The 25,530-nt window shown below is 66.7% G+C and carries 15 protein-coding genes and 1 pseudogene; 6 read left to right on the top strand and 10 right to left on the bottom strand.

Annotation, left to right across the window (positions count from 1 at the left end; genetic code table 11):
* Window positions 1-2: 2 nt before the first annotated feature.
* From ACZ0BA_RS08080 to ACZ0BA_RS08070, 3 genes are all read left to right on the top strand, one after another.
* Complete coding sequence (locus ACZ0BA_RS08080) at window positions 3-2,969, top strand: Tn3 family transposase (protein WP_001138070.1); 2,967 nt, start codon at window positions 3-5, stop codon at window positions 2,967-2,969.
* Between the two features lie 46 nt (window positions 2,970-3,015).
* Complete coding sequence (locus ACZ0BA_RS08075) at window positions 3,016-4,548, top strand: CitMHS family transporter (protein WP_463450801.1); 1,533 nt, start codon at window positions 3,016-3,018, stop codon at window positions 4,546-4,548.
* A gap of 77 nt (window positions 4,549-4,625) precedes the next feature.
* Entirely contained in the window at window positions 4,626-5,306 is a 681-nt protein-coding gene (locus ACZ0BA_RS08070) for a DUF6901 family protein (protein WP_463450800.1), read from the top strand.
* A 2-nt stretch (window positions 5,307-5,308) separates the two neighbouring features.
* Here ACZ0BA_RS08070 and ACZ0BA_RS08065 read toward each other — a convergent pair whose 3' ends face one another.
* From ACZ0BA_RS08065 to ACZ0BA_RS08055, 3 genes are read right to left on the bottom strand one after another with little or no spacing between them, the layout of a single operon-like run.
* Window positions 5,309-6,751 carry an efflux transporter outer membrane subunit gene (locus ACZ0BA_RS08065; RefSeq protein ID WP_463450799.1) on the bottom strand — a complete coding sequence of 481 codons (1,443 nt, stop codon included), beginning with the start codon at window positions 6,749-6,751 and terminating at the stop codon, window positions 5,309-5,311.
* A complete protein-coding gene (locus tag ACZ0BA_RS08060; protein ID WP_463450798.1) occupies window positions 6,748-9,867 on the bottom strand; it encodes an efflux RND transporter permease subunit in 3,120 nt (1,039 codons plus the stop codon). The genes ACZ0BA_RS08065 and ACZ0BA_RS08060 overlap by 4 nt, the downstream gene beginning before the upstream one ends.
* Window positions 9,860-10,999: an efflux RND transporter periplasmic adaptor subunit gene (locus tag ACZ0BA_RS08055; protein WP_463450797.1), complete on the bottom strand. Its 1,140-nt coding sequence runs from the start codon at window positions 10,997-10,999 to the stop codon at window positions 9,860-9,862. Before ACZ0BA_RS08055 ends, ACZ0BA_RS08060 begins: the two co-directional genes overlap by 8 nt.
* 117 nt (window positions 11,000-11,116) lie before the next feature.
* On the opposite strand from ACZ0BA_RS08055, the gene ACZ0BA_RS08050 reads away from it, so the two are divergent.
* Together ACZ0BA_RS08050 and ACZ0BA_RS08045 are read left to right on the top strand one after the other, a co-directional pair.
* Window positions 11,117-11,809, top strand: a complete 693-nt coding sequence (locus tag ACZ0BA_RS08050) for a response regulator transcription factor (RefSeq protein WP_463450796.1) — start codon at window positions 11,117-11,119, stop codon at window positions 11,807-11,809.
* Window positions 11,802-13,205, top strand: a complete 1,404-nt coding sequence (locus tag ACZ0BA_RS08045; RefSeq protein ID WP_463450795.1) for a sensor histidine kinase — start codon at window positions 11,802-11,804, stop codon at window positions 13,203-13,205. Before ACZ0BA_RS08050 ends, ACZ0BA_RS08045 begins: the two co-directional genes overlap by 8 nt.
* Window positions 13,206-13,237: 32 nt before the next feature.
* On the opposite strand, the gene ACZ0BA_RS08040 is transcribed toward ACZ0BA_RS08045, so the two are convergent.
* The 7 genes and pseudogenes from ACZ0BA_RS08040 to ACZ0BA_RS08010 form a co-directional block, all read right to left on the bottom strand.
* Window positions 13,238-14,377, bottom strand: a complete 1,140-nt coding sequence (locus tag ACZ0BA_RS08040; RefSeq protein ID WP_463450794.1) for a cellulase family glycosylhydrolase — start codon at window positions 14,375-14,377, stop codon at window positions 13,238-13,240.
* A 237-nt stretch (window positions 14,378-14,614) separates the two neighbouring features.
* Window positions 14,615-15,235 (bottom strand): annotated as a pseudogene (locus ACZ0BA_RS08035) (FxDxF family PEP-CTERM protein); the annotation flags it as partial.
* A gap of 146 nt (window positions 15,236-15,381) precedes the next feature.
* A complete protein-coding gene (locus tag ACZ0BA_RS08030) occupies window positions 15,382-15,777 on the bottom strand; it encodes a hypothetical protein (RefSeq protein WP_463450793.1) in 396 nt (131 codons plus the stop codon).
* Between the two features lie 138 nt (window positions 15,778-15,915).
* Window positions 15,916-21,336 (bottom strand): hybrid sensor histidine kinase/response regulator, encoded by a 5,421-nt coding sequence (locus ACZ0BA_RS08025; protein WP_463450792.1) that lies wholly within the window; start codon window positions 21,334-21,336, stop codon window positions 15,916-15,918.
* Window positions 21,333-22,493, bottom strand: a complete 1,161-nt coding sequence (locus ACZ0BA_RS08020; protein ID WP_463450791.1) for an ATP-binding response regulator — start codon at window positions 22,491-22,493, stop codon at window positions 21,333-21,335. The genes ACZ0BA_RS08025 and ACZ0BA_RS08020 overlap by 4 nt, the downstream gene beginning before the upstream one ends.
* A 34-nt stretch (window positions 22,494-22,527) precedes the next feature.
* On the bottom strand, window positions 22,528-23,160 hold the full coding sequence (locus ACZ0BA_RS08015; protein WP_463450790.1) for a response regulator transcription factor: 633 nt from the start codon (window positions 23,158-23,160) through the stop codon (window positions 22,528-22,530).
* Window positions 23,161-23,445: 285 nt separating this feature from the next.
* Window positions 23,446-24,486: an AraC family transcriptional regulator gene (locus ACZ0BA_RS08010; protein WP_463450789.1), complete on the bottom strand. Its 1,041-nt coding sequence runs from the start codon at window positions 24,484-24,486 to the stop codon at window positions 23,446-23,448.
* Window positions 24,487-24,704: 218 nt separating this feature from the next.
* Between ACZ0BA_RS08010 and ACZ0BA_RS08005 the strand changes: the two genes are divergently transcribed.
* A complete protein-coding gene (locus ACZ0BA_RS08005; RefSeq protein WP_463450788.1) occupies window positions 24,705-25,511 on the top strand; it encodes an SDR family NAD(P)-dependent oxidoreductase in 807 nt (268 codons plus the stop codon).
* Window positions 25,512-25,530 lie beyond the last annotated feature (19 nt).

Genomic DNA, 25,530 nt, shown 5'->3' with positions numbered 1-25,530 from the left:
ATATGCCACGTCGTTCAATCCTGTCCGCCGCCGAGCGCGAAAGCCTGCTGGCGTTGCCGGACACCAAGGATGAGTTGATCCGTCACTACACGTTCAGCGAAACCGACCTCTCCATCATCCGGCAGCGGCGCGGCCCGGCCAACCGGCTGGGCTTCGCCGTGCAGCTCTGTTACCTGCGCTTTCCTGGTGTCATCCTGGGCGTCGATGAGCCGCCGTTTCCGCCCTTGTTGAAACTGGTCGCCGACCAGCTCAAGGTCAGCGTCGAAAGCTGGGACGAATACGGGCAGCGGGAGCAGACCCGGCGCGAGCACCTGGTCGAACTGCAAACGGTGTTCGGCTTCCAGCCCTTTACCATGGGCCACTACCGGCAGGCCGTCCAGTTGCTGACCGAGATGGCCTTGCAGACCGACAAGGGCATCGTGCTGGCCAGCACCTTGATCGAGCACCTGCGGCAGCAGTCGGTCATTCTGCCTGCCCTCAACGCCGTCGAGCGGGCGAGCGCCGAAGCAATCACCCGCGCCAACCGGCGCATCTACGATGCCTTGGCCGAACCGCTGTCGGACGCGCATCGCCGCCGCCTCGACGATCTGCTCAAGCGTCGGGACAACGGCAAAACGACCTGGCTGGCCTGGCTGCGCCAATCGCCCGTCAAACCGAATTCGCGGCACATGCTGGAACACATCGAACGCCTCAAAGCGTGGCAGGCGCTCGACCTGCCTTCTGGCATCGAGCGGTCGGTGCACCAGAACCGCCTGCTCAAGATCGCCCGTGAGGGTGGCCAGATGACGCCCGCCGACCTGGCCAAGTTCGAGGCGCAGCGACGCTATGCCACCCTGGTGGCGCTTGCCATCGAGGGCATGGCCACCGTCACCGACGAAATCATCGACCTGCACGACCGCATCCTGGGCAAGCTGTTCAACGCCGCCAAGAACAAGCATCAGCAGCAATTCCAGGCGTCCGGCAAGGCGATCAACGCCAAGGTGCGGCTGTTCGGCCGCATCGGCCAGGCGCTGATCGAGGCCAAGCAGGCGGGCCGCGATCCGTTCGCCGCCATCGAGGCCGTCATGTCCTGGGATGCCTTCGCCGAGAGCGTCACCGAAGCGCAGAAGCTTGCGCAGCCCGAGGACTTCGATTTCCTGCACCGCATCGGCGAAAGCTACGCCACGCTGCGCCGCTACGCGCCGGAATTCCTTGCCGTGCTCAAGCTGCGGGCCGCTCCCGCCGCGAAGGACGTGCTCGACGCCATCGAGGTGCTGCGCGGCATGAACAGCGACAACGCCCGCAAGGTGCCCGCCGACGCGCCGACCGAGTTCATCAAGCCGCGCTGGCAGAAGCTGGTCATGACCGACACCGGCATCGACCGGCGCTACTACGAACTGTGCGCGCTGTCGGAGATGAAGAACGCGTTGCGTTCCGGCGACATCTGGGTGCAGGGGTCGCGCCAGTTCAAGGACTTCGAGGACTACCTGGTGCCGCCCGCGAAATTCGCCAGCCTCAAGCAGGCCAGCGAATTGCCGCTGGCCGTGGCCACCGACTGCAACCGGTACCTGAACGACCGGCTGACGCTGCTGGAAACACAGCTTGCCACCGTCAACCGTATGGCGACGGCCAACGAGCTGCCGGACGCCATCATCACCGAGTCAGGCTTGAAGATCACGCCGCTCGACGCGGCGGTACCCGACACCGCCCAAGCGCTGATCGACCAGACGGCAATGATCCTGCCGCACGTCAAGATCACCGAACTGCTGCTGGAGGTGGACGAATGGACGGGCTTCACTCGGCATTTCGCGCATCTGAAATCGGGCGACCCGGCCAAAGACAAGAACCTGTTGCTGACCACGATCCTCGCCGACGCGATCAACCTGGGCCTGACCAAGATGGCGGAGTCTTGCCCCGGCACGACCTACGCCAAGCTGGCTTGGCTGCAAGCCTGGCACATCCGCGACGAAACCTACGGGGCGGCGCTGGCCGATCTGGTCAACGCACAGTTCCGCCATCCCTTCGCCGAGCACTGGGGCGACGGCACCACCTCATCGTCGGACGGCCAGAACTTCCGCACCGGCAGCAAGGCCGAGAGCACCGGCCACATCAACCCGAAATACGGGAGCAGCCCAGGGCGGACGTTCTACACCCACATTTCTGACCAGTACGCGCCATTTCACACCAAGGTCGTGAACGTCGGCGTGCGCGATTCGACCTACGTGCTCGACGGCCTGCTGTACCACGAGTCCGACTTGCGGATCGAGGAGCATTACACCGACACGGCGGGCTTCACCGATCACGTCTTCGCCCTGATGCACCTCCTGGGCTTCCGCTTCGCGCCGCGCATCCGCGACCTGGGCGACACCAAGCTCTACATCCCGAAGGGCGACGCCGCCTATGACGCGCTGAAACCCATGATCGGCGGCACGCTCAACATCAAGCACGTCCGCGCCCATTGGGACGAAATCCTGCGGCTGGCCACCTCGATCAAGCAGGGCACGGTGACGGCCTCCCTGATGCTCCGAAAGCTCGGCAGCTACCCACGCCAGAACGGCCTGGCCGTGGCGCTCCGCGAGCTGGGCCGCATCGAGCGCACGCTGTTCATCCTGGACTGGCTGCAAAGCGTGGAACTGCGCCGCCGCGTGCATGCCGGCCTGAACAAGGGCGAGGCGCGCAATGCGCTGGCCAGGGCAGTGTTTTTCAACCGCCTGGGTGAAATCCGCGACCGCAGTTTCGAGCAGCAGCGCTACCGGGCTAGCGGCCTCAATCTGGTAACGGCTGCCGTCGTGTTGTGGAACACGGTCTATCTGGAACGGGCTGCGCACGCGCTGCGTGGCAACGGCCATGCCGTTGATGACGCGCTGTTGCAGTACCTGTCGCCGCTCGGTTGGGAGCACATCAACCTCACCGGCGATTACCTCTGGCGCAGCAGCGCCAAGATCGGCGCGGGCAAGTTCAGGCCGCTACGACCGCTGCAACCGGCTTAGCGTGCTTTATTTTCCGTTTTCTGAGGCGACCCCTGAGGAGAATTAAATGTTGACCGTACTCGCCTATTCCATGGTCGTAGTCTTTATGTTCTTGATCATGACCAAACGCCTGCCGGCGATGGTCGCGCTGATCCTGGTGCCGATCGGCTTCGGCCTGATCGGCGGTTTCGGCGCGGAGCTGGGCCCGATGATGCTCGCCGGCATCAAGCAGCTTGCCCCCACCGGCGTGATGCTGATGTTCGCCATCCTGTACTTCGGCGTCATGATCGACGCCGGCCTGTTCGACCCGGTCGTGCGCCTGATCCTCAAGCTGGTCAAAGGCGACCCGATGAAGATCGTGGTCGGCACCGCCGTGCTGACGATGATCGTCTCGCTCGACGGCGACGGCGCCACCACCTATATGATCACCGTCTCGGCCATGCTGCCGCTGTATCAGCGGCTCGGCATCAGCCGTCTGGTCATGGCGTGCGTGATCATGCTGGCCGGCGGCGTCTTCAACATCCTGCCGTGGGGCGGCCCGACCGCCCGCGCCGCCAGCGCGCTGGCCGTGGACGTCAGCGACATCTTCGTGCCGATGATACCGGCCATGATCGCCGGCGTGTGCTGGGTGCTGTTCGTGGCTTACGTGCTGGGCCGCAAGGAGCGCAACCGTCTCGGCGTGGTCGAGCTGCTGCCAGCCAAGGCCACCAAGGCGGTTGCGGCGGAAGTCGACGCGGTCGGCGTGCAACCCGCTTACACCGGTGTCGCCCAGCTGCAGCAAGTGAACGCGGCCATGGGCATGCACGGCGCGATGGGCGGCTCTGGCCAGATCGGCAACGCCGGTCGCCCCCGCCAGGTCAACGTCAATGCCGACCAGAGCGCCGCGTTCGCCAAGGTGGTCCACCTTCACGGGGCGCCGAACAGCGGCGAAGACGGTTCCGGCGGCGACATCAAGCTGACCGACCCGCAAACCGCGCGGCCAAAGCTGATCTGGATCAACCTGGCGCTGACCTTGGCGCTGATGGCGATGCTGATCAAGGGCGCGCTGCCGCTGCCGGTGCTGTTCATGATCGCCTTCGCGATCGCCATCATGATCAACTATCCGAAGCTGGAGGATCAGAAGGAACGCCTGACCGCCCATGCCGCCAACGTGCTGCCGGTCGTCTCGCTGATCTTCGCCGCAGGCATTTTCGTCGGCATCCTGCAAGGCACCAAGATGGTCGACGCCATCGCCGCCAGCGTGATCACCGCCATTCCGACCTGGATGGGACCTTACCTGGCCATCGTCACCGGCGTGCTGAGCATCCCGTTCACGTTCTTTATCTCGAACGACGCGTTCTACTTCGGCGTGGTGCCGATCCTGGCGAAGGCGGCCGCCGTGTATGGCATCACCGGCGCCGAAATCGGCCGCGCCTCGATCATCGGCCAGCCGGTTCACTTGCTCAGCCCGCTGGTGGCGTCGACCTACCTGCTGGTCGGCATGGCCAAGATCGAGTTCGGCGACCATCAGCGCTATACCTTGATGTGGGCCATCTCCGCCTCGCTGGTGATGCTGGTCGCCGCGCTGGTCTTCGGTGTGATTCCTTTCATGGGCCGCTGAGTAAGCATTAAACGCCCTCCCGGCGGGATGTCGTGGCAGAATGCAATGATGCCTCGATGTCCCGCCAAGGAGCGGCCATGCAAAATGTGCTGTATCACTTTCGCTTCCCAGACGGGGTCACGGCCAGTTGCGCGGTCTCCGACGGTGGCGAGGCGCAGACCGCCGACCTCCCGGCCTGGACCGCGCTGGAGTTCGAGCAGTGTCCCAACTGCCCGCTGGTCCCTGCCACCACACCGCGCTGTCCGATGGCGGTACGCTTCATCCCCCTGATCGACATGATCGGCAAGCTACGCTCGTATGAGCAGGTCGAGGTGCGGGTGCAAACGCGGGAGCGCAAGGTCGGCAAGGTCACCACGGTGCAGCGCGGCGTCGGCGCACTGATGGGCTTGCTTGCGGCCGGCAGCGCCTGCCCGCACGCGGCCTTTCTACGGCCGATGGCGCATTTCCATCTGCCGTTCGCCTCGGAGGAAGAAACCATCTACAGGGCGGCCTCGACCTATCTGCTGGGACAGTATCTGCTGGCCAGGCAAGGCGGCACGCCGGACTGGGAGCTCGATGGCTTGAAGGCGCGCTACCTGGCGCTCCAGACCGTCAACGGCGCCATGGCCAGACGGCTGCGGCACGCGGTCGACGATGACGGCGCCATCAACGCCCTCATCGTGCTCGACCTGCTGGCCAAGGCGCTGCCCTACTCCATCGACGAACAACTGGACGACATCAAGGCCATCTTCCTGGCCGCCGGCACGCCACCGGTATAGGCTTATCCGCCCAGGGACTGGAACAAGGCGACGGTGTCGGTGTAGCGCGCGGCGCGGGCCGGTATCAGCGCAATTGCCGCCTGTTGATATGCCTGTTGTGCCTGCAGCACGGCCGGATAGGCGATCGCGCCCAGCTGCCATTGACGCTGCGCGATCGTCAGGCTCCTGCGCGCGGCGCGTTCGCTGGCCGATGCCGCTTGCAGGGTTTGGGCGTCGGCCTCGACCGCGTGCAGCGCGGCGGCGACGTTCTGGAACGCCAATAGCACCACCGAGCGATATTGGGCGGCGACTTGTTCGTAGGTGGCCTCGGCGGCGCGTTGCTGATGCATCAGCGTCCCTGCCCGGAACACCGGTTGCAACAGATCCGCGCCGATGCTCCAGAAACCGGCGCCGGCCTTGAACAGCGTGCCGGCATCGAGCGCCGAGCTGCCCAGGGTGGCCGTCAACGAGATGTTCGGTAGCCGGGCCGCTTGCGCGATACCGATCTGGGCGCTGGCGGCGCGCAGCTGGGCTTCGGCGGCGCGGATATCCGGCCGCCGTTCGACCAACCGGGCGGGCAAGCTCAATGGCAAGGGCTCGGTCAGCGCCAGACTGTCGAACGCGATGCGCTGGACGATGCCGTCGCTGGGCATGCGCCCGACAAGCACTGCCAGCAGGTCGCCTTGCTGGGCCAACTGTTTTTCCAGCGGCGGCAGGCCGCCTTCGATTTGGGCCACCATCGCCTCCTGCGCCGCGACGTCGGCCGCGCCCAACTGGCCGGCGCGTTGCTGCTTGCGCACCGCGTCGAGCTGCGCGCGCGCCATGTCCACCAGCTCGCGCGTCGCGTCGAGCTGGGAGCGCACGGCAGCCTCGCCGATAACAGCGGCCACCAGATTGGCAATCAGCGCCGAGCGCGCCGCCTCGCGCTGAAAGCGCGCCACGTCGGTCTGCGCATCCGCCGCCTCGACCTGCCGCCGCACGCCGCCGAAAACATCGGGTGCGTAGCCGACGCTCAGCTGCGCCGTATGCAGGGTGTACAGATTGACGCCAGACGCGGTCGGGCTTGAGAGCGGATCGGCGATCCGCTGGCGGGTCGGCATCAGATGCAGGTCGATGCCGGGAAAGTAGGCGCCGCGTTGGGCGGCGGCGGTTTCCTGTGCCGCGCGCAGCGCCGCTTCGGCCGCCGCCAAGTCCGGACTGGCGGCCAGCGCCGCGTCGACCAGATGGTTCAAGTCGTCGGAGCCGAACGTGGTCCACCATTGCTCCGGCATCTCCTGTCCCTCCACGAAACGCTGGGCCGCGCCGCCGCCAACCTCCGTGGCGGCGGTTTCCGGCGCCAGCGGCTTGGCGGTGTAGCGCTGCGCCGCCGGTGCGGCCGGGCGCACATAATCGGGGCCGGCAGCGCAGCCGGCCACCAGGGCCGCCGACAACATGGCGGCAATTTGTGCTGGTAAGGTTTTCTTCATGCGCCTTCTCCTTCGACCACGTCCACGGCCGCATTGGCTGCCCGGGGCAGGCGCCGCGAGGCATATTGCTCTATTAAATAGTACAGCGCGGGCAGCAGGACCAGCGTCAGCACCGTGGCGGTCACCAACCCGCCGACGACCACCGTCGCCAGTGGGCGCTGGACGTCGCTGCCCAAGCCATGGGCCAGCGCGGCCGGCACCAGGCCAAGCGCCGCCACCGTGGCGGTGGTCAGCACCGGGCGTACCCGCTCGCGCGCGCCGTTGATGACCGCCGAACGCAGATCATCTGGCAGCAGCGCGCGCCAGCGGTTCAGGTTCGACAGCATGACCACCGCGTTCAGCACCGACACGCCGAACAACGCGATGAATCCGACCGCCGACGACACGTTCAAGGTCATGCCGCGCAGTTGCAGCGCCACCAGCCCACCCAACAGCGACAAGGGCACCGCCAGCAGGATCAACCCGGGCTGGCGCAGATTGCCGAAGGCTGAGAACAGCATCACGAACATCAGCGCAAGCACCGCCGGCACGATCACCGCCAGACGCGCCTGGGCGCGCTGCTGGTTCTCGAACTGGCCTCCCCACGTGATCTGGTAGTGCGCGTGGTCGTACGGTATCTCACGCGCGATCCGGCCTTGAGCGTCGGCCAGGAAGGTCGACAGGTCGCGGCCGCGCAGATTGGTGCGCACGGTCAGGTGGCGGCGGTTCATCTCGCGCGTGATGGTGGTTTCACCTTCGGCCAGGCCGATGTGCGCGACCTGCGCCAGCGCCACCTGTGCGCCGCCGGCGGCGGTCAGCATCAGGTCGCCGATGGCCTGCGGGTCGTTGCGCGTGGCGCCCCCGAAGCGGGCGGCGACATCGTAGCTGCGGTCGTCCACGTAGACCTGCGTCACCGGGCTGCCGCCGATGCCGGTCTGGATCAGCGCCATGATGTCGGCCACGTTGATGCCGAGCCGTGCGGCGGCGGCCCGGTCGACGTCGATGCGCACCTGAGGCAGTGGCGGTTCCTGGTCGATGATGACGTCCTGCGCGCCCGGCACGCCGCGCAGCAGATGCTCGACGGCGCCTGCCAGCTTGCGGGTCTCGCGGAAGTCCTCGCCGTAGACCTTCACCACCAGATCGCTGTGCGCGCCGGCCAGCTTGTCGAGCACACCGTCGATCATCGGCTGGGAGAATCCGATTTCGGTGCGCGGCAGCTCGCGGAAGCGCGCCGACAGCCTGTCGACGAGGTCCTGCTTGACCATGCCCGACGGCCATTCGCTGTAGGGATGCAGTGTCACCGCGCATTCGATGTGCGACGGCGTGAAAGGGTCGGTGCCCTCGTCGTTGCGGCCCAGTTGCGTGACCACGTGCGCCACCTGCGGTTCCTTCAGCGTGGCCTCGCGCAGCGCGTCCGCCATCTGCGTCGCCTTGGCCAGCGAAATTCCGGGCGGCAGCGTCACCTGCAGCCAGATCGAGCCTTCGTCGAGCGTCGGCAGGAAGTCGCGGCCGGTCGCGCCGCCCAGTACAATCACCGCCGCCAGCGTCGCCGCCGCCATGGCCAACACCAGCCGGGTCTCACCGACCAGCCGGTGCAACAGCCCTTCGTAGCGCGGCAAGAGCCACGCCAGCACCGGATTATGGAAGATCTTGCGCGGCTTGCGGAAGGCCTGGTAGGCCATGCCGGGTATGAGCGTCATCGTCATCAGCAAGGCGCCCAGCAACGCGAAGCCCACCGCGAACGCCATCGGCGAAAACAGCTTGTACTCGATGCGCTGGAACGCGAACAGCGGCAGATAGGCCACCATGATGACCAGCATGCCGAAACAGGTCGGCTTCATCACCTGCAAAGCCGCTCCGGTCGCGTCCTCCTCGCTCATGACGCCCTCGGGCTGTTCCTCGCGGCGGCGCAGCACCGCCTCCAGCACGAAAATGGCGCCATCGACGATAATGCCGAAGTCGATCGCGCCCAGCGACAGCAGGTTGGCCGGAATCTTAAAGTGGTGCATCAGGACGAAAGCGACCATCAGCGACACCGGAATGGCGGCCGCCGCGATCAGCGCCGCGCGCACGCTGCCCAGGAACAGCGCGAGCACCAGCGTCACCAGCACCACGCCTTCGATCAGGGTCTTGCCGACCGTGTGCACGGTGGCTTCCACCAAGGTGCTGCGGTCCATGTACGCGACCACCTTGACGTCCTTGGGCAGCAGATGGTCGTTCAACTCGCGCACCGCTTCGTGGACGCCGGCGATCACGCGCGACGGATTCTCGTTCTTCAGCAGCAGTACGATGCCGGACACCGTGTCCGGCACATGGTCCTTGCCCAGCACCCCGTGCCGCTCCTGATTACCCAGCGTGACGTTGCCCAGGTCCTTGACCAGCACCGGCACCCCGTTCTTCTGCGCGACGACGATGTTACCCAGGTCGTCCAGGCTGTGGATCAGCCCCACCCCGCGCACGACCAGGCCTTGTTCGCCGCGTGTCATCACGCTGCCGCCGGCGTTGGCGTTGTTGGCGGCGATGGCCTGCGTGATCTGCGTCAGCGACAGGTGGTATTTGGACAGCTTGAGCGGGTCGAACTCCAGCAGAAACTGCGTGCTCAGGCCACCGAAGTTGGTGACGTCGACCACGCCGGACGCCTGCTTCAGGCGCGGGATCACCTTCCAGCGCTGCAGCTCGGACAATTCGCGCAGGCCGCGCGTCTTCGATTCGAGCGTGTAGCGGTAGATTTCGCCGATCGGCGACGTCAGGGCGTCAAGCCCCGGCTGCGCGCCATACGGAAGGCTGACGGCGGCGATGCGCTCCTGCAGGCGCTGGCGCGACCAGTAATCCTCCGCGCCGTCCTCGAACACGACCGTGATCAGCGACAGACCGAAGGTCGACTTCGAGCGCATCACATGCATGCCGGGCGTGCCCATGATCTCGCGTTCGAGCGGAATGGTGATCTGCTGCTCCACCTCCTCGGCTGCCAGGCCGTTGACCTGGGTGACCACTTGCGAGGTGGTGTCGGCGATGTCGGGATAGGCTTCCAGTGGCAACTGGGTCCAGCAATAGCCGCCGTACAGCGTCACCAGCAGGAAGATCAGCGCGACGATGCCGCGCCGGTTAAAGCACAGGGTGACGATGCGATCAATCATTGAGCAGCACTCCATCTTTGACCACGATGCGCTCGCCCGTTTTCAAGCCGGCCACCACCTCGATCTGCTGGCCGATCTGCGCGCCCAGCTTGACGTCGCGCGGGGCGAAGCGCCATGGCGCCACTTCGACGAAGGCGCGGCTGGAGAAGCCGCCCTGGATCACCGCAGCCATCGGCACCAGGATGGCCTGGTGCGGCCGCGACGACAGCGTGGCCTCGGCGAACATGCCGGGTTTGAGGCGGCCGTCGCGATTCTCGAACGGCAGCCGCACTTTGACCGTGCGGGTATCCGCATCCAGCAGTTCGCCGACGTAGCGTACCTGACCCGCCAGCGGCGCCGCATAGGCGTCCAGCTTGACGCTGGCCTGCTGGCCCGCGTAGAGCCGCGCCAGGTCCTTTTCCTGCGCGTTGGCGCTGACGAAGACGCGGGACAGGTCCGCCACCGTCATCAGCGGCGCGGTGGCGTCGTTCCAGTAGGCGCCTTCGGCAGCCGCCAGGTCCACCACGCGGCCGGCGATGGGCGAGCGCACCGCCAGCTTGCCGTCGGCTGCAGCGCCGGCACGGGCACCGGTCTGCCGCAGGCGGGCCTCGGCACGCGCCGCTTCGCTGGTCGCCTGGGCGAAATCGCTCAGCGCTTGCTCCAGGTCTCGGCGCACCGCAAGGTCCGATTTGTCGAGTTCACGCTGTCGCTCCAGGCTATGCGAGGCCATTGTCAACGCGGCGCGCGCCTTGCCCGCGTCGGCGATGACTTGGGCGAAATCGGGCGAATCGATCGTGAACAGCACGTCGCCGGCCTTGACCTGGTCTCCCAGCTGTTTGTAAGCACGGACGATACGGCCCGCCAGCGGCGTCATCACCTTGACCAGGCGCGCCGGATCGGCTTCCACCACGGCGGGGAGCGTGAACGGCACCGCCACGCTTTGCTCCACCACCGCAGCCACCAGCAGCGATTTTCTCAGTGGGGATTTTTCCGGTATCAGCAGGGCATCGCCGTCATGTACGAGGACCGGCGTGGCCGCTTCCGGCGACGCCTCCCTGGCGTGCAGGCCAAACAACCCCCAGCCGGTCAGTCCGAATGCGGCCAGGCCCACAAGGCCGGGCAGGATTGCTTTGTGCTGTGATATTTGTTTCATGTGATTCTCCCTTGGGCCGGGATGGTACGAAATTTTGCTGCACCGCATCCTGAATTCTTCTTCAGGAAATGCCCGCGTCGACGCTGCTATACTCCGGCTCTTGTCGAGGGACGTTTCATGCATATTCTGTTGGTGGAAGACGATCACAAAGCGGCCCGGCTGCTGGCGCGCGGCCTGGAGGAAGAAGGTTTCCAGGTCGTGGTCGCGCATTCGGCGCAGCAGGCGGCCGCCCAACCGCTGGCGCGGTTCGACATGGCTATCCTCGACTGGATGATGCCGGGTAAAGACGGCGTCGCCCTGTGCGCCGAATGGCGCCAAGCCGGACACCTGTTGCCGGTATTGATGCTGACTGCCCGCGACGCTGTGGCCGACCGGATCACCGGCCTCAATACGGGCGCGGACGACTACCTGACCAAGCCCTTTGTCTTCGACGAGCTGCTGGCCCGCGTGCGGGCGCTGCTGCGGCGTACCGAGCGCGCGCAGCCGGCCACCTTGCGGGTGGCCGATCTCTGGCTCGACCCCGGCACCCGCGCCGCCGGCCGCGCCGCCGCCGGTTTCGACCTCACGCCCAAGGAGTACGCCATCCTGGAACTGCTGATGCGGCGTCCCAGCTCCATCATCAGCCGGCTGCAACTGGCGGAGCATGTCTGGCATGCCGACCTGATCGCCATCGACAATCTGATCGACGTGCACATGAAGAACCTGCGCCGCAAAGTCGACCCGCCCGAACTGCCGGCACTGATCGAAACGGTGCGCGGCCGTGGCTTCCGCCTGGCGGCGCCCGACTCGCCGGACGGCAGCGATGCTTAGCACGCGCCGGAGGCTGGTGCTGTTGCACATGCTGGCGATCCTGGTTGCCGTCGGCGTCACGGCGGGCGCCGGCTGGTGGATGATGTCGCGCTCCGTCAACCGTCAACTGGACAGCGCGCTGCTGGCCCTGGCCGAAGCCGAAGTGGCCATGTTGGCCGACAGCGACGGCGGCAGGTTGCCTATCCGGGTCCACGAAGCACCGGTCGGCAGCGCCCCGCCGTCGCTGACGCGGCTCGACCGCCTGATCCAGATCATCGACGGCCAGGGCCGCGTGGTGGCGCGCAGCGCCAATCTGGGCTCGGAGACCCTGCCCGTCCTTCCCCCTGTGCTGGAGCGGCTTGCGGCCGGCAAGACCGTGTTCGAAACGCTGCCCGACACCAGCGAGGAACCGCTGCGCATGGTTTCGTTGCCGACGCAGGTGCGCGGCCAGCGCTTCGCCGTGCAGGTGGCCGGCTCGCTGGACGACGTGAACCAGATCCTGCGCTCGGCCGCCATGCTGTTCGCCTTGATGGCAGCCGCTTTGCTCGCAGCCCTGGGCTGGGCGGGCGCCCGCCTGTCCAGCAAGCTGTTCGTCGCCATCGAAAACATCGTCGACCAAGCGCGCGAGATCGAGGACGGCAACCTGCACCGGCGCCTGCCGCATCCGGGCGACGACGGCGAGATCGGCCAGTTGGTCCAGACCCTGAACGCGATGCTGGAACGCATCGAGCAGGCCTTCGACACGCAGCGGCGCTTCACGGCCGACGCTTCGCACGAGTTGCGCTCGCCATTGTCACGGCTGCGCGCCGAGATCGAGATCACGCTCCGGCGTCCGCGCGACCGCGGCGACTACGTCACCGCGCTGCGTTCCTGTCTGGAGGAAGTTGAACGCCTGACCACGCTGGTGGAGGAACTTCTGATGCTGGCCCGGATCGACGCCGGCCAGGAACGCGGATCGGCCGCGCCGGTGTCGTTGGCGGCGCTGGCGCGCGACATCATCGAGCGCCTGACGCCGCAGGCGCGTGCGCGCGGCATCGCCATCACGCTGAGCGACGACTTGCCGCAGGCCCTGGACGTCGACGGTGCGCCACTGGGACTGGTGTTGCGCAACGTCCTCGACAACGCCGTCAAGTTCTCGCCACCGGGCGGCCGCATCGACGTGCGCCTCGCCGACGGCGCCCACGGAATGGTATTGACGGTGGCCGACCAGGGGCCTGGCATCGGCGATGACGAGCTGCCGTTCCTGTTCGATCGTTTCTTCCGAGGCGATGGCGCGCGCGCGGACGGTATCGACGGTGTCGGCCTGGGACTGGCCCTGTGCCAGGCCATCCTGCGCGCCGCCGGCGGAAAGATCGAAGTGGCGAACCAGCCGCAAGGCGGTGCGCTTTTCAGCGTTTGGCTACCGCGCAGGAAATAGCCCGACCGCAGAAGTCGCAGCCAGCGCTGCCGTCAGTAGATCGAGGCCTTTTTCGCGGTGTTGCTGATGCCGTACTGGTCGTACCACACCGTGTTGCCCCAGCTGGTGGTGGTCGACCAGTTGCTCATCAGGTCGAGCCAGGCGTTGGCGCCGTCATTGCCTTGCGTCGACCAGGCGACGTAGCCGACACCGAACTCCTGTGCGTACCGCATCAGCAGGGGCGCATCGACTTTGGAGCCCAGGTTGTTGTTGCCGTTGTTGTAGTTGTAGCCGAATTCACCGATCAACAAGGGCAAGTTGTTGCTCTTGTAGTTGTTCATCATGTTGTAGATATCGTTCGGGTTGTTGAATCTGACGTAAGCGTGCACCGAGAACAGCAGGTTGTGCCTTGGATCGTGGTTGAGCAACTCCGGGCCGTACAACAGGCCGGCGCTGGCGTCCTGGCCCCATGCGGGACTGTCGATCACGATGGTGGTCGTAAAGCCGGCGTTGCGCAAGGTTGTGATCGGCTGCTTGTAGGCGTTGCGCCACTGCAGCGGTGTCAAATCGTTGTCGCCCCACTCGTTGGCGATGTTGATCATGGTGCTGCGCTCGTGTTTTTTGAGGACGGCGGCGACATCGCTGCGTGCCCAATAATTGGCCATGTCCTGCAACAGCGTGGTGCTATTGCTGCCTGTCCCGTCATGCAACTCGACGATGGACACCATCTGCTGCGCTTCGATGGCGGTCAGGATTTGGTCCAGGCGCGAGGCGGCGCCGTTCATCGTCCAGACCACGCGGATCAGGTTGGTCTTGCGCGCCGCCAGATTGCCCAGCACATTGTAGGCCTGGGTGTCGAACCACGCATGCGGATTGTTGACGCCACGGGCGATGAAGGCGTTGCCGTTGGCGTCCTTCAGCACGCTGCCGGACACCGTGAAGCCCTTCGCCACGCTGGACACGACCATGCACGACTGGCCGTTTTCCCAGCCCCAGCCGTCGCCGTCCGGGTCCGATGACGCGTTCGCGCACTTCGGCGCGACCTTGCAGGACTGGTTGTTTTCCCAGCCCCAGCCGTCGCCGTCCGGATCGGACGCCGCGCTCGAACAATTCGGCGTCTGCGACCAGGCCTGGCCCGCCGACGCCAACACGATCGCAGAAGCGACCAACAGCTGCTTGATATATTTTTTCATCCATGCTCTCCAGTATTGTTATTGAGGGGAAGCCCCTGTTTTTATTATATGGAAGCAAATGATGTGACTTTTGATCGAGGCTGTTTTTTACAATCAGTTTAGCGTCCGGGTTGCTAAACGGGGCTTGGATCCCATTGCGGCGTCCTTCGCGACAGCTTTCACAGCCTTATCCACCGCGATCTTATCTTTGGCATCAAGCTTCTTGACGGCTCTCGACAATCCCGTGCCTCGTGCCGCGCGGCGCCGCGCCATGGCGCCGACCAGACCCAGGCCCGCCAGCATCATCGCGTAGGTTTCCGGCTCGGGGACCGCCGTCACGCCCATGGTCCAGGTGCCCGGCGTGGTGATCGAGCCCTGGAAGTAATAGTAGCTCTCGGTGCCGCCCACCACGCTGTCGCCGGTGTTGGAGGTGGAAATGCTGCTGATGTCTTCCCTGCCCTCCGGCGTGTGCAGTTGACGCAGCAGACCGATGTCCCACACTGTCGGCAGGCCGTTGGCGTCGACCGCGCCGATGCTCATATTCACCGTCCAGTTGGGATTCCACACCGAGCCGGGCGGCCGGGTCGGGTCGGCGTCGGTATTCGGATAGAGCAGCGACTGCGGGTGGGTCGGCTCATCGTTCGAATACCGGTTCATGTAGATGACCGTGTCGGGCGACCACGCAGAGCCGGCCGTCAGCAGCGTCGGCGTGAAGATCTGCACCGTGATCACGCTGTAATGGGTGAAGGTGAAATCGCTCCGATACGAGGTGTGTTCGACCGGGATCACCTGGCTGACATAGTTGTACTGGAACGCGTGCGCCGCGCCGCCAAACAAACTGGCTAGCGAAATGCACATAACAATCAACAATCTACGCATATTGCCTCCTGTATTTTCGACCGCGCCAATTGACGCAACGCGAGCTTAATACAGTTAGCAATTCTGCATGATAGTATTTTTATTCAGGATCAGCTCGGCATTGAAGTATCCGGCAATCGGGCCGATCCCTGGTCGGCAGCGGGCCGTCAGATACTTCTATTCAGCAAGCGTTGGCACGCCCCGTGAAACAGGCGCCGGGCCGGCGAAAGCAGGTGTTCCGGACGCCGTGCGGCGCCGAAGCCGGCAGCGTCTCCGGCGTCTCCGCCCTCGCCCAGCAGCGTCAGCTTATCGCAACACTCATACACCAGCGCCGCCAGCACGACATCGACCTCCAGCCGGCCCTGCGCTACCTCCGTCTGCATGTGCTCGGTGATATGGATGAAGGTCGCCACCGCCGCCTCGCCCAGCATCTGGCGGCGCGCTTCGACAACCTCGGCCGTGTTCATGTCGCGGTCCTCCAGCATCTGATCGATCAGATGCAAGACCGAGCGGTATTCCCTGACATATTGTTCATAATGTTCGTATAGCGGCGCCGTGATCATTGAAATCCTCCTTCGATGCCGTGACAATGCATCATTCCGGAGCTCTGCACTATCAGGCGGGTCGGATAGCTGGGTAGGGATTTCCCTAACTTCGTGTAGGGAAAACAGTGGCAGCAGCGCTCATGGCGGCCGCCGCCTTCACAGCGTCAGCTCGTACTTGTGGGCGACCCAGCGCAGCGCCGCGTGGGCGCCGTCGAAATCGCGGTCGTCCAGGCTTCGCTGGATCGCCTCGGCGTCCCAGTGGCCGAAGCTGGCCGCGAAGTCGGCGGCGTCGGCGGAGAACAAGCCGACCGCCGCGTCATCGCCTGCCTGCATCAGCGCGGCCAGCCGGCGCAAATCGCCGAGCCAGGCCGTCGGCGGGCGCGCGGCGCTGATGGCGGCCACGGCCTCCGCTGGCAACCGCAGGTCGAGGCGCCCACACAAGGAGCCCAGCTCGACGTCGAGCGCGTCGAGCGTTTTGTGCATGTCGGTCAAACTGGCGGTCGGCGCCCCGTCAAGCCCAGAACCGCGTCGTGCGGACCGCTCCAGGACGCCTGCCAGTTCCGCCACCCGTGCCGCGCCGATGCTCTCTGCCAGTCCGCGCAGCGAGTGGGCGTGGCGCTCGGCGCCCGCAAGGTCGCCCCCGCACAACGCGTCGCGGATCCGTTCGGCGCGGTCACGTTCGTCGCGGCAAAACATGCGCAGCACTTTCAGCAGCAAGGCCTCGTCACCGTCGACGCCGGCGAGCGCGGCCGCCAGGTCGAGGCCGGGGACACCTCCTTCCAGCAACGGCGCCGCCTGGCGTTGTCCGCGCCAGCCGGCGGGCGTGCCGGCCACCAGGTGCTCGCCCAACAACCGGTACAGTTCGGCCGGAATCAACGGTTTGCCGAGATGGTCGTCGAAGCCCTCATCGCGGCAACGCTGGCGCTCGGCAGGCATCGCGTTGGCGGTCATCGCGATGATGGGCAACCTGTCGTACCGGGCGTCGCGCCGCAGCCGCACGGTGGCGGCGTGTCCGTCGAGCTCGGGCATATGCAGGTCCATGAATACCAGTTGATAGCGGCCTGCCGCATCGACCGCGTCCAGCCTGTCGAGCGCCTCGCGGCCGTTGTTGGCCAGTTCGACATCGATCCCGCAGGCCTTCAGCAGGCCGACGGCGATTTCCTGATTGATCGCGTTATCTTCGACCAGCAGCACGCGCGCGCCGTCGAACCGCGGCGGTTGCAGGCGCCGGCCCGACGTGCCGTGGCCTTGTCCGCGCGCGAACAGTCGCAGCAGCACGTCGGCCATGGCGGCCCGCGTCACCGGCTTGACCAGGCAGGCTTCGATGCCGCCAACGCGCGGCGGCACGTCGGGCTCATCGCCGGCCGCACTGGCCAGTAGCGCCAGCTTGGGCGTTACACCGTGGTGCGCGGCGGCGCCCAGCAGCGACGCCAGCGCTGGCGAACTCGTGTCCGCCGCAGCGTTGCTGCCGTCCGCGTCAACGCCGGTACCCATGAACGTCAAGCCGGCGTCGACCAGCAACAAGTCGTAGCGCGTATCACCAGCCATCAGGCGCGACGCTTCAGGCATGCCGTCGACCGCTTCGGCCTCCAGCCCCAGCGCGGCCAGCGTGCCCAGCAGCGCGGCGCGCGCGGTGGCGTTGTCGTCGACGACCAGCACCCGCAGGCCGCCCAGCGCCGCAGGCAGGCCCGGCGCCGGCGTCAGCGCGTCCGAAGCACAGTCGAGCCATAGCGTGACGACAAACCGGCTGCCCACGCCGGGCGCGCTGTCGACGGCTATCGTGCCGCCCATCAGGTCGACCAGATTCTTGCAGATGCTCAGGCCGAGGCCGGTGCCACCGAAGCGCCGCGTCGACGAGCCGTCGGCCTGGGTGAAGGCCTGGAACAGCTTGCCGATCTGCGGCGCCGACATGCCGATGCCGCTGTCGCGCACGCTAAACTCCAGCCGCAACCGTTCGGCCTGCGCGTCAAGCGCGCGCACCGCCAGCGCCACCTCGCCGTCGGCGGTGAACTTGAGCGCGTTGTTGAGCAGGTTGATGAGCACCTGACCGAGGCGCTGGGCGTCGCCGCGCAGGCGCCTGGGCACGGTCGCCGGCACGTCGAAGTTGCACTCGAGTCCGGCGCCGCGCACGCCGCCGGCGATCGCGGCCACGTGGGCCAGCAGTTCGTCGAGGTCGAAATCGGCGCTCTCGAGTTCGAGCTTGCCCGCCTCGATCTTGGAAAAGTCGAGGATGTCGTTGATGATGCCCACCAGCGAATTGCCGGCGTTGTGGATCTTTTGCAGATAGTCGCGCTGACGCGACGGCGAGCCCGTGCCCAGCGCCAGGTGCGACAGGCCGATCACCGCGTTCATCGGCGTGCGGATTTCATGGCTCATGTTGGCCAGGAACATGGATTTGGCCTGCGTGGCCTCTTCGGCCCTGGCGCGGGCCGCCTCGGCCTGCTGGAACAAGCGGGCATTTTGTAGTGCCGCACCCAGATGGGCGGCGATGGTGTCGAGCAGGCGCTGGTCGCTGCCCTGGTACGGCCCGCCGGCGCCGATGCCGCGTCGCACCGACACCGCGCCCCTGACCACACCATTGGCTATGATGGGCACGCACAGGCACGACATTTCGCCCGGCTCGTGCCCGATCAACTCGCCCTGCCCGCTTGCGACCACCCGGTCCAGCGCGGCGTCGTGCGCGTCGGCCTGGTCGTGACCGTGGCCGTGGGCGTACGCCAGCCGCAGTGCGCCGTCCGTGTCGTCGAGCAGCGTGATGCAGGTGCGCCCGGCGTGGAACTGGCGCCGTACCTGCTCGCCGACCAGCGCGATCAATTGGTCGAGCTCCAGTTTTCCGGCCAATATCTGCGCCACCGCGTTGACCGCCGCCAGCTCGGCGTTGCGCTCGCTGGCCTGGTGATGCTGGCGCTCGGCCTCGCCGCGCTGTTGGTCGGCCAGCGCCTTTTGCCGCAGCACTTCGGCCGTGCGCGCGGCCACCTCGCGTTCGAGCGCGCCGCGCTGGGCCGCCAGGCGCCAGACCCGCAGCCGGTGGGCGCCGTACAGCGCCGCCAGGGCCAGCAGCGCGGCGGCGAGGCGGAACCACCAGGTTTGCCACCACCACGGCAAGACCCGCACCGGCAGCGCCAGCTCGCGTCCGCTCCAGACCCCGGCCCGGTTGGTGCCCCGGATCAGCAGCCGGTACGCGCCGGGCGGTAAATTGGTGTAAGACGCCAGCCGGTGCGCGGCGTCGGCGTAGGTCCATTCCTGGTCGAAACCGTCGAGACGGTAGGCGTAGCGGTTGAGTTCGGGCGCGGTGAAATCGAGCGAGGCGAAGGCCACCGCGAAGCTGTTGGCCTCGGCTGGCACCTCCAGCGTCCCCGGGTCGGCGCCGGTCCGGTCGTAGCGGCCCGGCGGCACCGTCTTGCCGCCCAGGCGCACCTCGGTGACAGCCAGCGGCGCCGCCAATCGCCACGGCCGGTAGCGCTCCGGGCGCAGGATGGTGACCCCGCCCGAGCCGCCGAACAGCAACTCGCCGCTGGCGCTGACGACGCCCGAGCCGCCCCAATAAGGCGAGTAGCGGGCGCCCTCGGCCGCGCCCAGCACGCCTATCGCGAAAGTGTCCGGATCGATGACGGCGATGCCGTCGTCGGTGCTGGCCCAGATGCGTCCCTGTGCGTCCTCGAGCAGACGGGCGATGTTGGTGTTGGGCAGACCTTGCGGCTTGCCGATCCGGCGGAAGCGGCGTGCGCCGCCCCTCGGCGCCTCGAGCACATCGATCCCGCCGTTGCCGCCCACCCACAACCTGCCGCGCCGGTCGGTCAGCAAGCTGCTGATAGTGGGATGCGACAGCGACGCCGGATCGGCGCGGTCGGCGCCTATCGATTCCAGCACGGCGCCGTTGGCCGGGTCGATCCGGCTCAAGCCGGTGGTGGTCGCGGCCCACAGCGAACCGCCCGGCCCGGGCTGCAGGTCGGTGATTTCCATGCCGCTCAGGCCGTCGATCTCGCGAACCTTGGACAAGCCGCCGCGGTCATCGAAGCGCGCCTGCAGCAGGCCACCGGCCGCGGTGCCGATCCACAGGCTGCCGCCGACCTCGTTGAGCACGCGCACGTGCAAGCGGTGGTCGAGCCAGGGCGCGTCGACCGGTCCCCGCGCGCCGCCGTCCGGATCGGCGCGGAACAGTCCGGACTCGGTCGCCAGCAGAATCTTGCCGCTGTGGTCGGCGTACAAGGCGGTGACGTTGGTCGGCGAACCAAGCGCCTCCCGGCGTTCCGGGCCCGGCGGCCAATGCCCGATCCGGCGCCGTTGCGGGTCGACCACATCGGCTCCCTGGCGCAGCATGCCGACCCACAGGCTGCGGTCGGGCGCCTCGGCCATGGTGATGGCGTCGCCGTCGCGCAGGCCGGGACGCGCATTCTGGCGCGGCGCCAGCGACAGCGCCGCCTGCGCCGGCGCCCGCTGGTTCAGCCCGTTGTCGGTGCCGACCCACAGCGCGCCTGCGCGGTCGGCGAACAAAGCCCGCACCACGCCGCTCGACAACCCACCCGGCACCAGCGCCTCGTAGGCCAGGTGGCGTACGCGGCCGGTAGCGCGATCGATCACGTCCACGCCGTACGAATAGGAGCTGACCCACACCTCGCCGGGCACCGGCTCGGCAAAGGCGGTGACGTTGACGTGTTTCATCAGCGCGGCGGCCTCGGCGCCGGGCGCATGCGGGCCGATGCGGCCGCTGCGCGGATCGAGCACGAACACGCCGGCGCCGTTGGTGCCGATCCATAGCATGCCGGCATGGTCGACAAACAACGCCACCACGGCCACGCCTTTGGCCGGGGCGCCCGGCAAGGCCACCTTGGTGAAGCCGGCGGCGCCGGGCGCGCGCCGCGCCAGGCCGTCGTCGGTGCCGGCCCAGACCGTGCCGTCGGCGCCAACCGCCAGCGAGCCGACCAGATCGGCCGGCAGGCTGGCCGCGTCGCCCTTGTCGTGACGGTAGCGGGTGGCGCGCACGCGGGCGAGGTCGTCGGGATGGTCCAGGTGGACCAGTCCGTTGGTGGTGGCCAGCCACAGGCCGTCGCCGCCGTCGCCAGCGATCGCGCGCACGCCGCCGGCGGCCAGTCCCGCCGCTTTGGCGTTGTAGGTGACGAAGGCGTCCTCCTCCGGCACATAACGCGCCAGGCCGCCGCTGGAGGTGCCCACCCACAGCCGACCCTTGCGGTCGGTGTGCAGCGAGATCACATAATTGTCGGGCAGCGAGCGCGGATCTTCGGGGACGTTGCTGTAGTTGTGGAAGCGGTAGCCGTCCCAGCGCGACAGCCCACCGGCGGTGGCCACCCACAGAAAACCGTGCGGGTCCTGCTCGATGGCGAGCACCAGCACGTTGCCCAGCCCCTGCGGCGCGCCGACAGCCTGGAACATCGGCAGCGTTAGCTCCGACCAGGGCGACGGCGCGGCCACGGCGGCCGCTGCGGACACCGGCCGCTGTGGCGCCTGGACAATGGCGGACGCGAGCAACGGCGGCGTGCATGTCGCCAGCGCCGCGCCTGCCAGCAGCGCGCGCGCCAGCGACCGGCGGGCGCCGCTGCGGCGGCGCAGCGGTTTCATGCCGGGTCCACCGGCAGGCGGACAACGATGCGGGTGCGTCCGCCCGGCCCGCTGGCGATGGTCAGCTGGCCGCCCAGACTCAATACCCGCTCGCGGATGCCGAGCAGGCCGAACGAGTGCGGCCGGGTGCGCGCCGGATCGAAGCCGCGTCCGTCGTCCTCGATCGCCAGTTCGCATCCTTGCCCGTTCAGGCGCAGCGAGACAGCCGACTCGCTGGCGTCGGCGTGGCGGGCGACGTTGGTCAGCGACTCCTGCACGATGCGGAACACTGCGACAGCCTGGCGCTCGCTGAGCTGGCCGTCGCCGACCTCCAGGTTGAGGCTGCAATCGAGCCCGCTGTTGCGGCGGAACTCGTCGACCAGCCACTCCAGCGCCGAGCCGATTCCCAGGTCGAGCACGGTCGGCCGCAAAGTGGTGGCGACGTTGCGCACCACGCCGATGGTACGGTCGACCAGCTCGGTCATTGCGCGCACCTGGTCGGTCAGTCCGGGGATCTCGGCGCCGAAGCGCACCCGCAACAGCGCGGCCTGCATGCGCAGCGCCGTCAGCGACTGGCCCAGTTCGTCGTGCAGCTCGCGGGCGATATGCTTGCGCTCGCACTCGCGCGCGCTTTCGCGGTGCGCGCTAAGCTCGCGCAGCTCGGCGGTGCGCTCGGCCACCTGCTGCTCCAGGCTGTCGCGGTATTCGCGCAGCACCTGTTCAGCCGCGCGACGCTCGCGGTTCTCGTCCTCAAGCTGGGCGTTCTGCTCCACCAGTTTGGCGCGCATCGCGGCCAGCCGCAGATGGGTCGTCACGCGCGCCAGCACTTCCTCGGCCTGCAGCGGCTTGGTCACGTAATCGACCGCGCCGGCCGCGAAGCCCGCTACCTTCTCGGCGGTGCCGGTAAGCGCGGTCATGAAGATCACCGGCACCGCCGCGCCCGGCCCGTCGCCGGCCTTGAGCGTGCGGCAGACCTCGAAGCCGTCGAGGTCCGGCAGCATCACGTCCAGCAGGATCAGGTCGGGTGGCGCGAAGGCGACGCGGCGCAGCGCCTCGCCACCGCTGTGCGCGACCGCCAGGCGCAGGCCGTGCCGTTGCAACATGGCCACGGCCAGGGTCAGGTTGGCGGGCGTGTCGTCAACGATCAGGATGGTGCGTTCGCGCAGGTCAACCGGCATACTGGTGTCTCATCGGGAGGAGCGGGAGCCGGGCCTACTGGCCGAGCGCGTGGTCGATGCCATAGCGCAGCATGTCGGCGTTGCTCTGGAATCCCATCTTCTGCATCAGGCGCGCCTTGTGCGTGCTGACGGTTTTGTTGCTGATGGCCAGCTCCTCGGCGATCTGGTTGACGCTCTTGCCGCCGACGAACAGCCGGAAGATGCTCAGCTCGCGGTTGGACAATTGCTCATGCGGCCGCTCGGACTGCCCGGCCTCGCCCTCGAACACCATCTGCTCGGCCAGGCCGGGATCGATATAGCGCCCGCCGCCGGCGACCTTGCGCACGGCCAGCAGCAAGGTCTCGGGATCGCCGTCCTTGGTCATATAACCGTTGGCGCCGGCCTTGAGCGCGCGCCGCACCACCAGCGCCTCGTTGTGCATGCTCAGCACAAGAATCGGCAAGGTCGGCGCGTGGGCGCGGATGCGACCGATCAGCTCGATGCCGCTGATGCCGGGCATCGACATGTCCAGCAGCACCAGGTCGCACGGCACGCCGCGCAAGCTCTCGATCACCTGCCCGCCATTGGTGGCCTGCGCCACCACCGTCACGTCCCCGGCCAGGGCGAACAGCTGCAACAGGCCGCCGCGCACGATCGCGTGGTCGTCGGCGATCAGGATTCTTATCATGGTAGGGAACGGCTCTCCGGGAAAAAACGCATTAGTCGTGGCGATCATGCTACCAGACAACAAGGGAGCCACGTTTTCTTGTTCCATTGCTACAACAATCCTTGCCGGTCGGCGCGGGGCCGGGGCGTGGCTGCAATGATCATTTTTATCTCCTCGTCCGGAATCTGCTCGACTGGCGCAAGGCGCAGCATGCCAGCAATGCCAACACGAAACCATCGGGCCTTCCTGATAGCGGTATAGGGCCAGGACGGCTCGACCGTAGGGAAATCCTGACGCGCCGGCCTGCTACGCCGCGTCGAGCCTGACGGTTTGCGGCGTCTTGCCGGTCCATATCTGGAACGCCCGCGCGAACGAGTTGGCATCCTCAAAGCCCAGCAGGAACGAGATCTCGGCGCCCGACAACGCCGTGTTGCGCAGATAGTGATGGGCCAGCGAATCGCGCAGCGCGTCGAGCGTCTGCTGGAAGGTGGTACCCTCCTCCTGCAAACGCCGCTGCAAGGTTCGGGTGCTGACCCCGAGCCGCCGGCAGACCGCCTGCATCGACGATTCGCCGGCCGGCAAGGTCTCAAGCAAAGTGCCACGCACCCGCTCGGCCATGCCGGCCGTGCGATCCAGATCGGCCAGCCGCTGGCGCAGCGACGGCTCGAAGAACAGCCACATTTTGTGGTTCTCGGTCAGGAAGGGACGTTCGGCGTCGGCCGTGGCGAGCACCAGCGTGGCCGACGGCGCGGCGTCCACCGGCACGCCGAAAAACGCCGCGTAGGCCGAGGCCTCAAGCCCTGCCGGCGGCGCGGACGGCCATCCGACCCGCAACGGCTTGATCGCGCTGCGGGTGGCCAAGCGTCCGAGTTGCAAGAAGAAAACCAGCTTAAACGCCAGGAACACCGCAGGCGGCGATCGTCCATCGCCAAGAAAGGCGATGCTGACGGCTGTCTCCACGGCGCCGCGTTCGACTTTGATCGACATCGGCGCGATCAGTCGCACATACTTGGCGATGCGCTCCAGCGCGTCCGCCAGGTTGGCGCTGCACAAGGCGGCGAACAGCTCCGGATCGAACCAGTCGGACGACATCACGCGGGCGATTCTGAGCGGGGCCGGCAGGTCGGCGTCGAGCGATGCGGCCTCGGCGTCGATGGCGTGCCACAGTCTGAAGAAGCTTTCCGGGTCCAGACGAACATTCTGCCGCGCGAACAGGTCACCGGGCAGCTGCGCGCGGCGCAGCACCGGCGCCGTTGCCAGCCCGGCATCCTGCATCAGCACGCGCCAGCCGGGCCAGACGGCGTAGTCGAGCGTTGTCGCGCGGGGAGGTTTGTTTACCGAATTCATCAGCCTAGTCTAGCTCGCCGATCACGCCACGACAATAGCCGAGCGCGCCTCGCTGGTGCAGGCATAGCCGAATGTCCGGCGCAGGCTTTGGCGCATTCTGCATTCAGATTGGCGCGCTCGGCGAGTGCGCCGGATGCATTTCGCGGGCAAAGTACCGCTATCCCATCACCAGCCATGCTTTGCCTGGGATCGCTCAATCTTTCCAATAGGGTCATCAAGTGAAAAAAACAATTTTAGTCACCGGCGCCTCGTCCGGCTTTGGTCTGCTGCTCGCCAACAACCTGCACCAGCAGGGCCACACCGTCATTGGCACCAGCCGCGAACCGGAAAAATACGCCGGCAAACTGCCGTTCAAACTGCTGCGCTTGAATATCGACGACGACAAATCGATCGCGGCGTTCACCAGCGAGCTGTTCGACTTCGCCCCGAATCTCGACGTACTGGTTAACAACGCCGGCTACATGGTCACCGGCATCGCCGAGGAAACCCCGATCGAGTTGGGCCGCCAGCAGTTCGAGACCAATTTTTGGGGCACGGTCAAGCTTACAAACGCGTTGCTGCCCCGGTTCCGCGCGCAGAAAAAGGGACAAATCATCACGGTGAGCTCGATCGTCGGCTTGATCGGGCCGCCAAATCTGGCTTACTACACCGCGTCCAAACATGCCGTGCAGGGCTACTTCAAATCGCTGCGCTTCGAGCTCAACGCTTTCAACATCAAGGTCAGCATGGTTGAACCGGTGTGGTTCAAAACTAATCTCGGTCACAACGCCGTCGCAGCCAGCAACAGGGGTATCGCGGACTACGACGGCTACCGGCGCCAGGTGAAGGCGGCGACGAAAAAGGGCATCGACGAGGCGGAATCGCCGGATGCCGTGGTCAACACGATAACGCGCCTGATCGGCACCCGGGAGCCGAAATTCAGCAATCCGGTCGGCAAAATGACCGGCATGATCCTCTTCCTTCAACAGTACGCACCCAAGATGTTCGAGGGATCGATCCTCAAAAGCGTGCAAACGGCGGCATGAGTCCGTCCCTTCAATAACC

It is taken from the genome of Duganella sp. AC917, from assembly GCF_979258245.1.
This window is presented reverse-complemented; position numbering and strand designations above follow the sequence as displayed.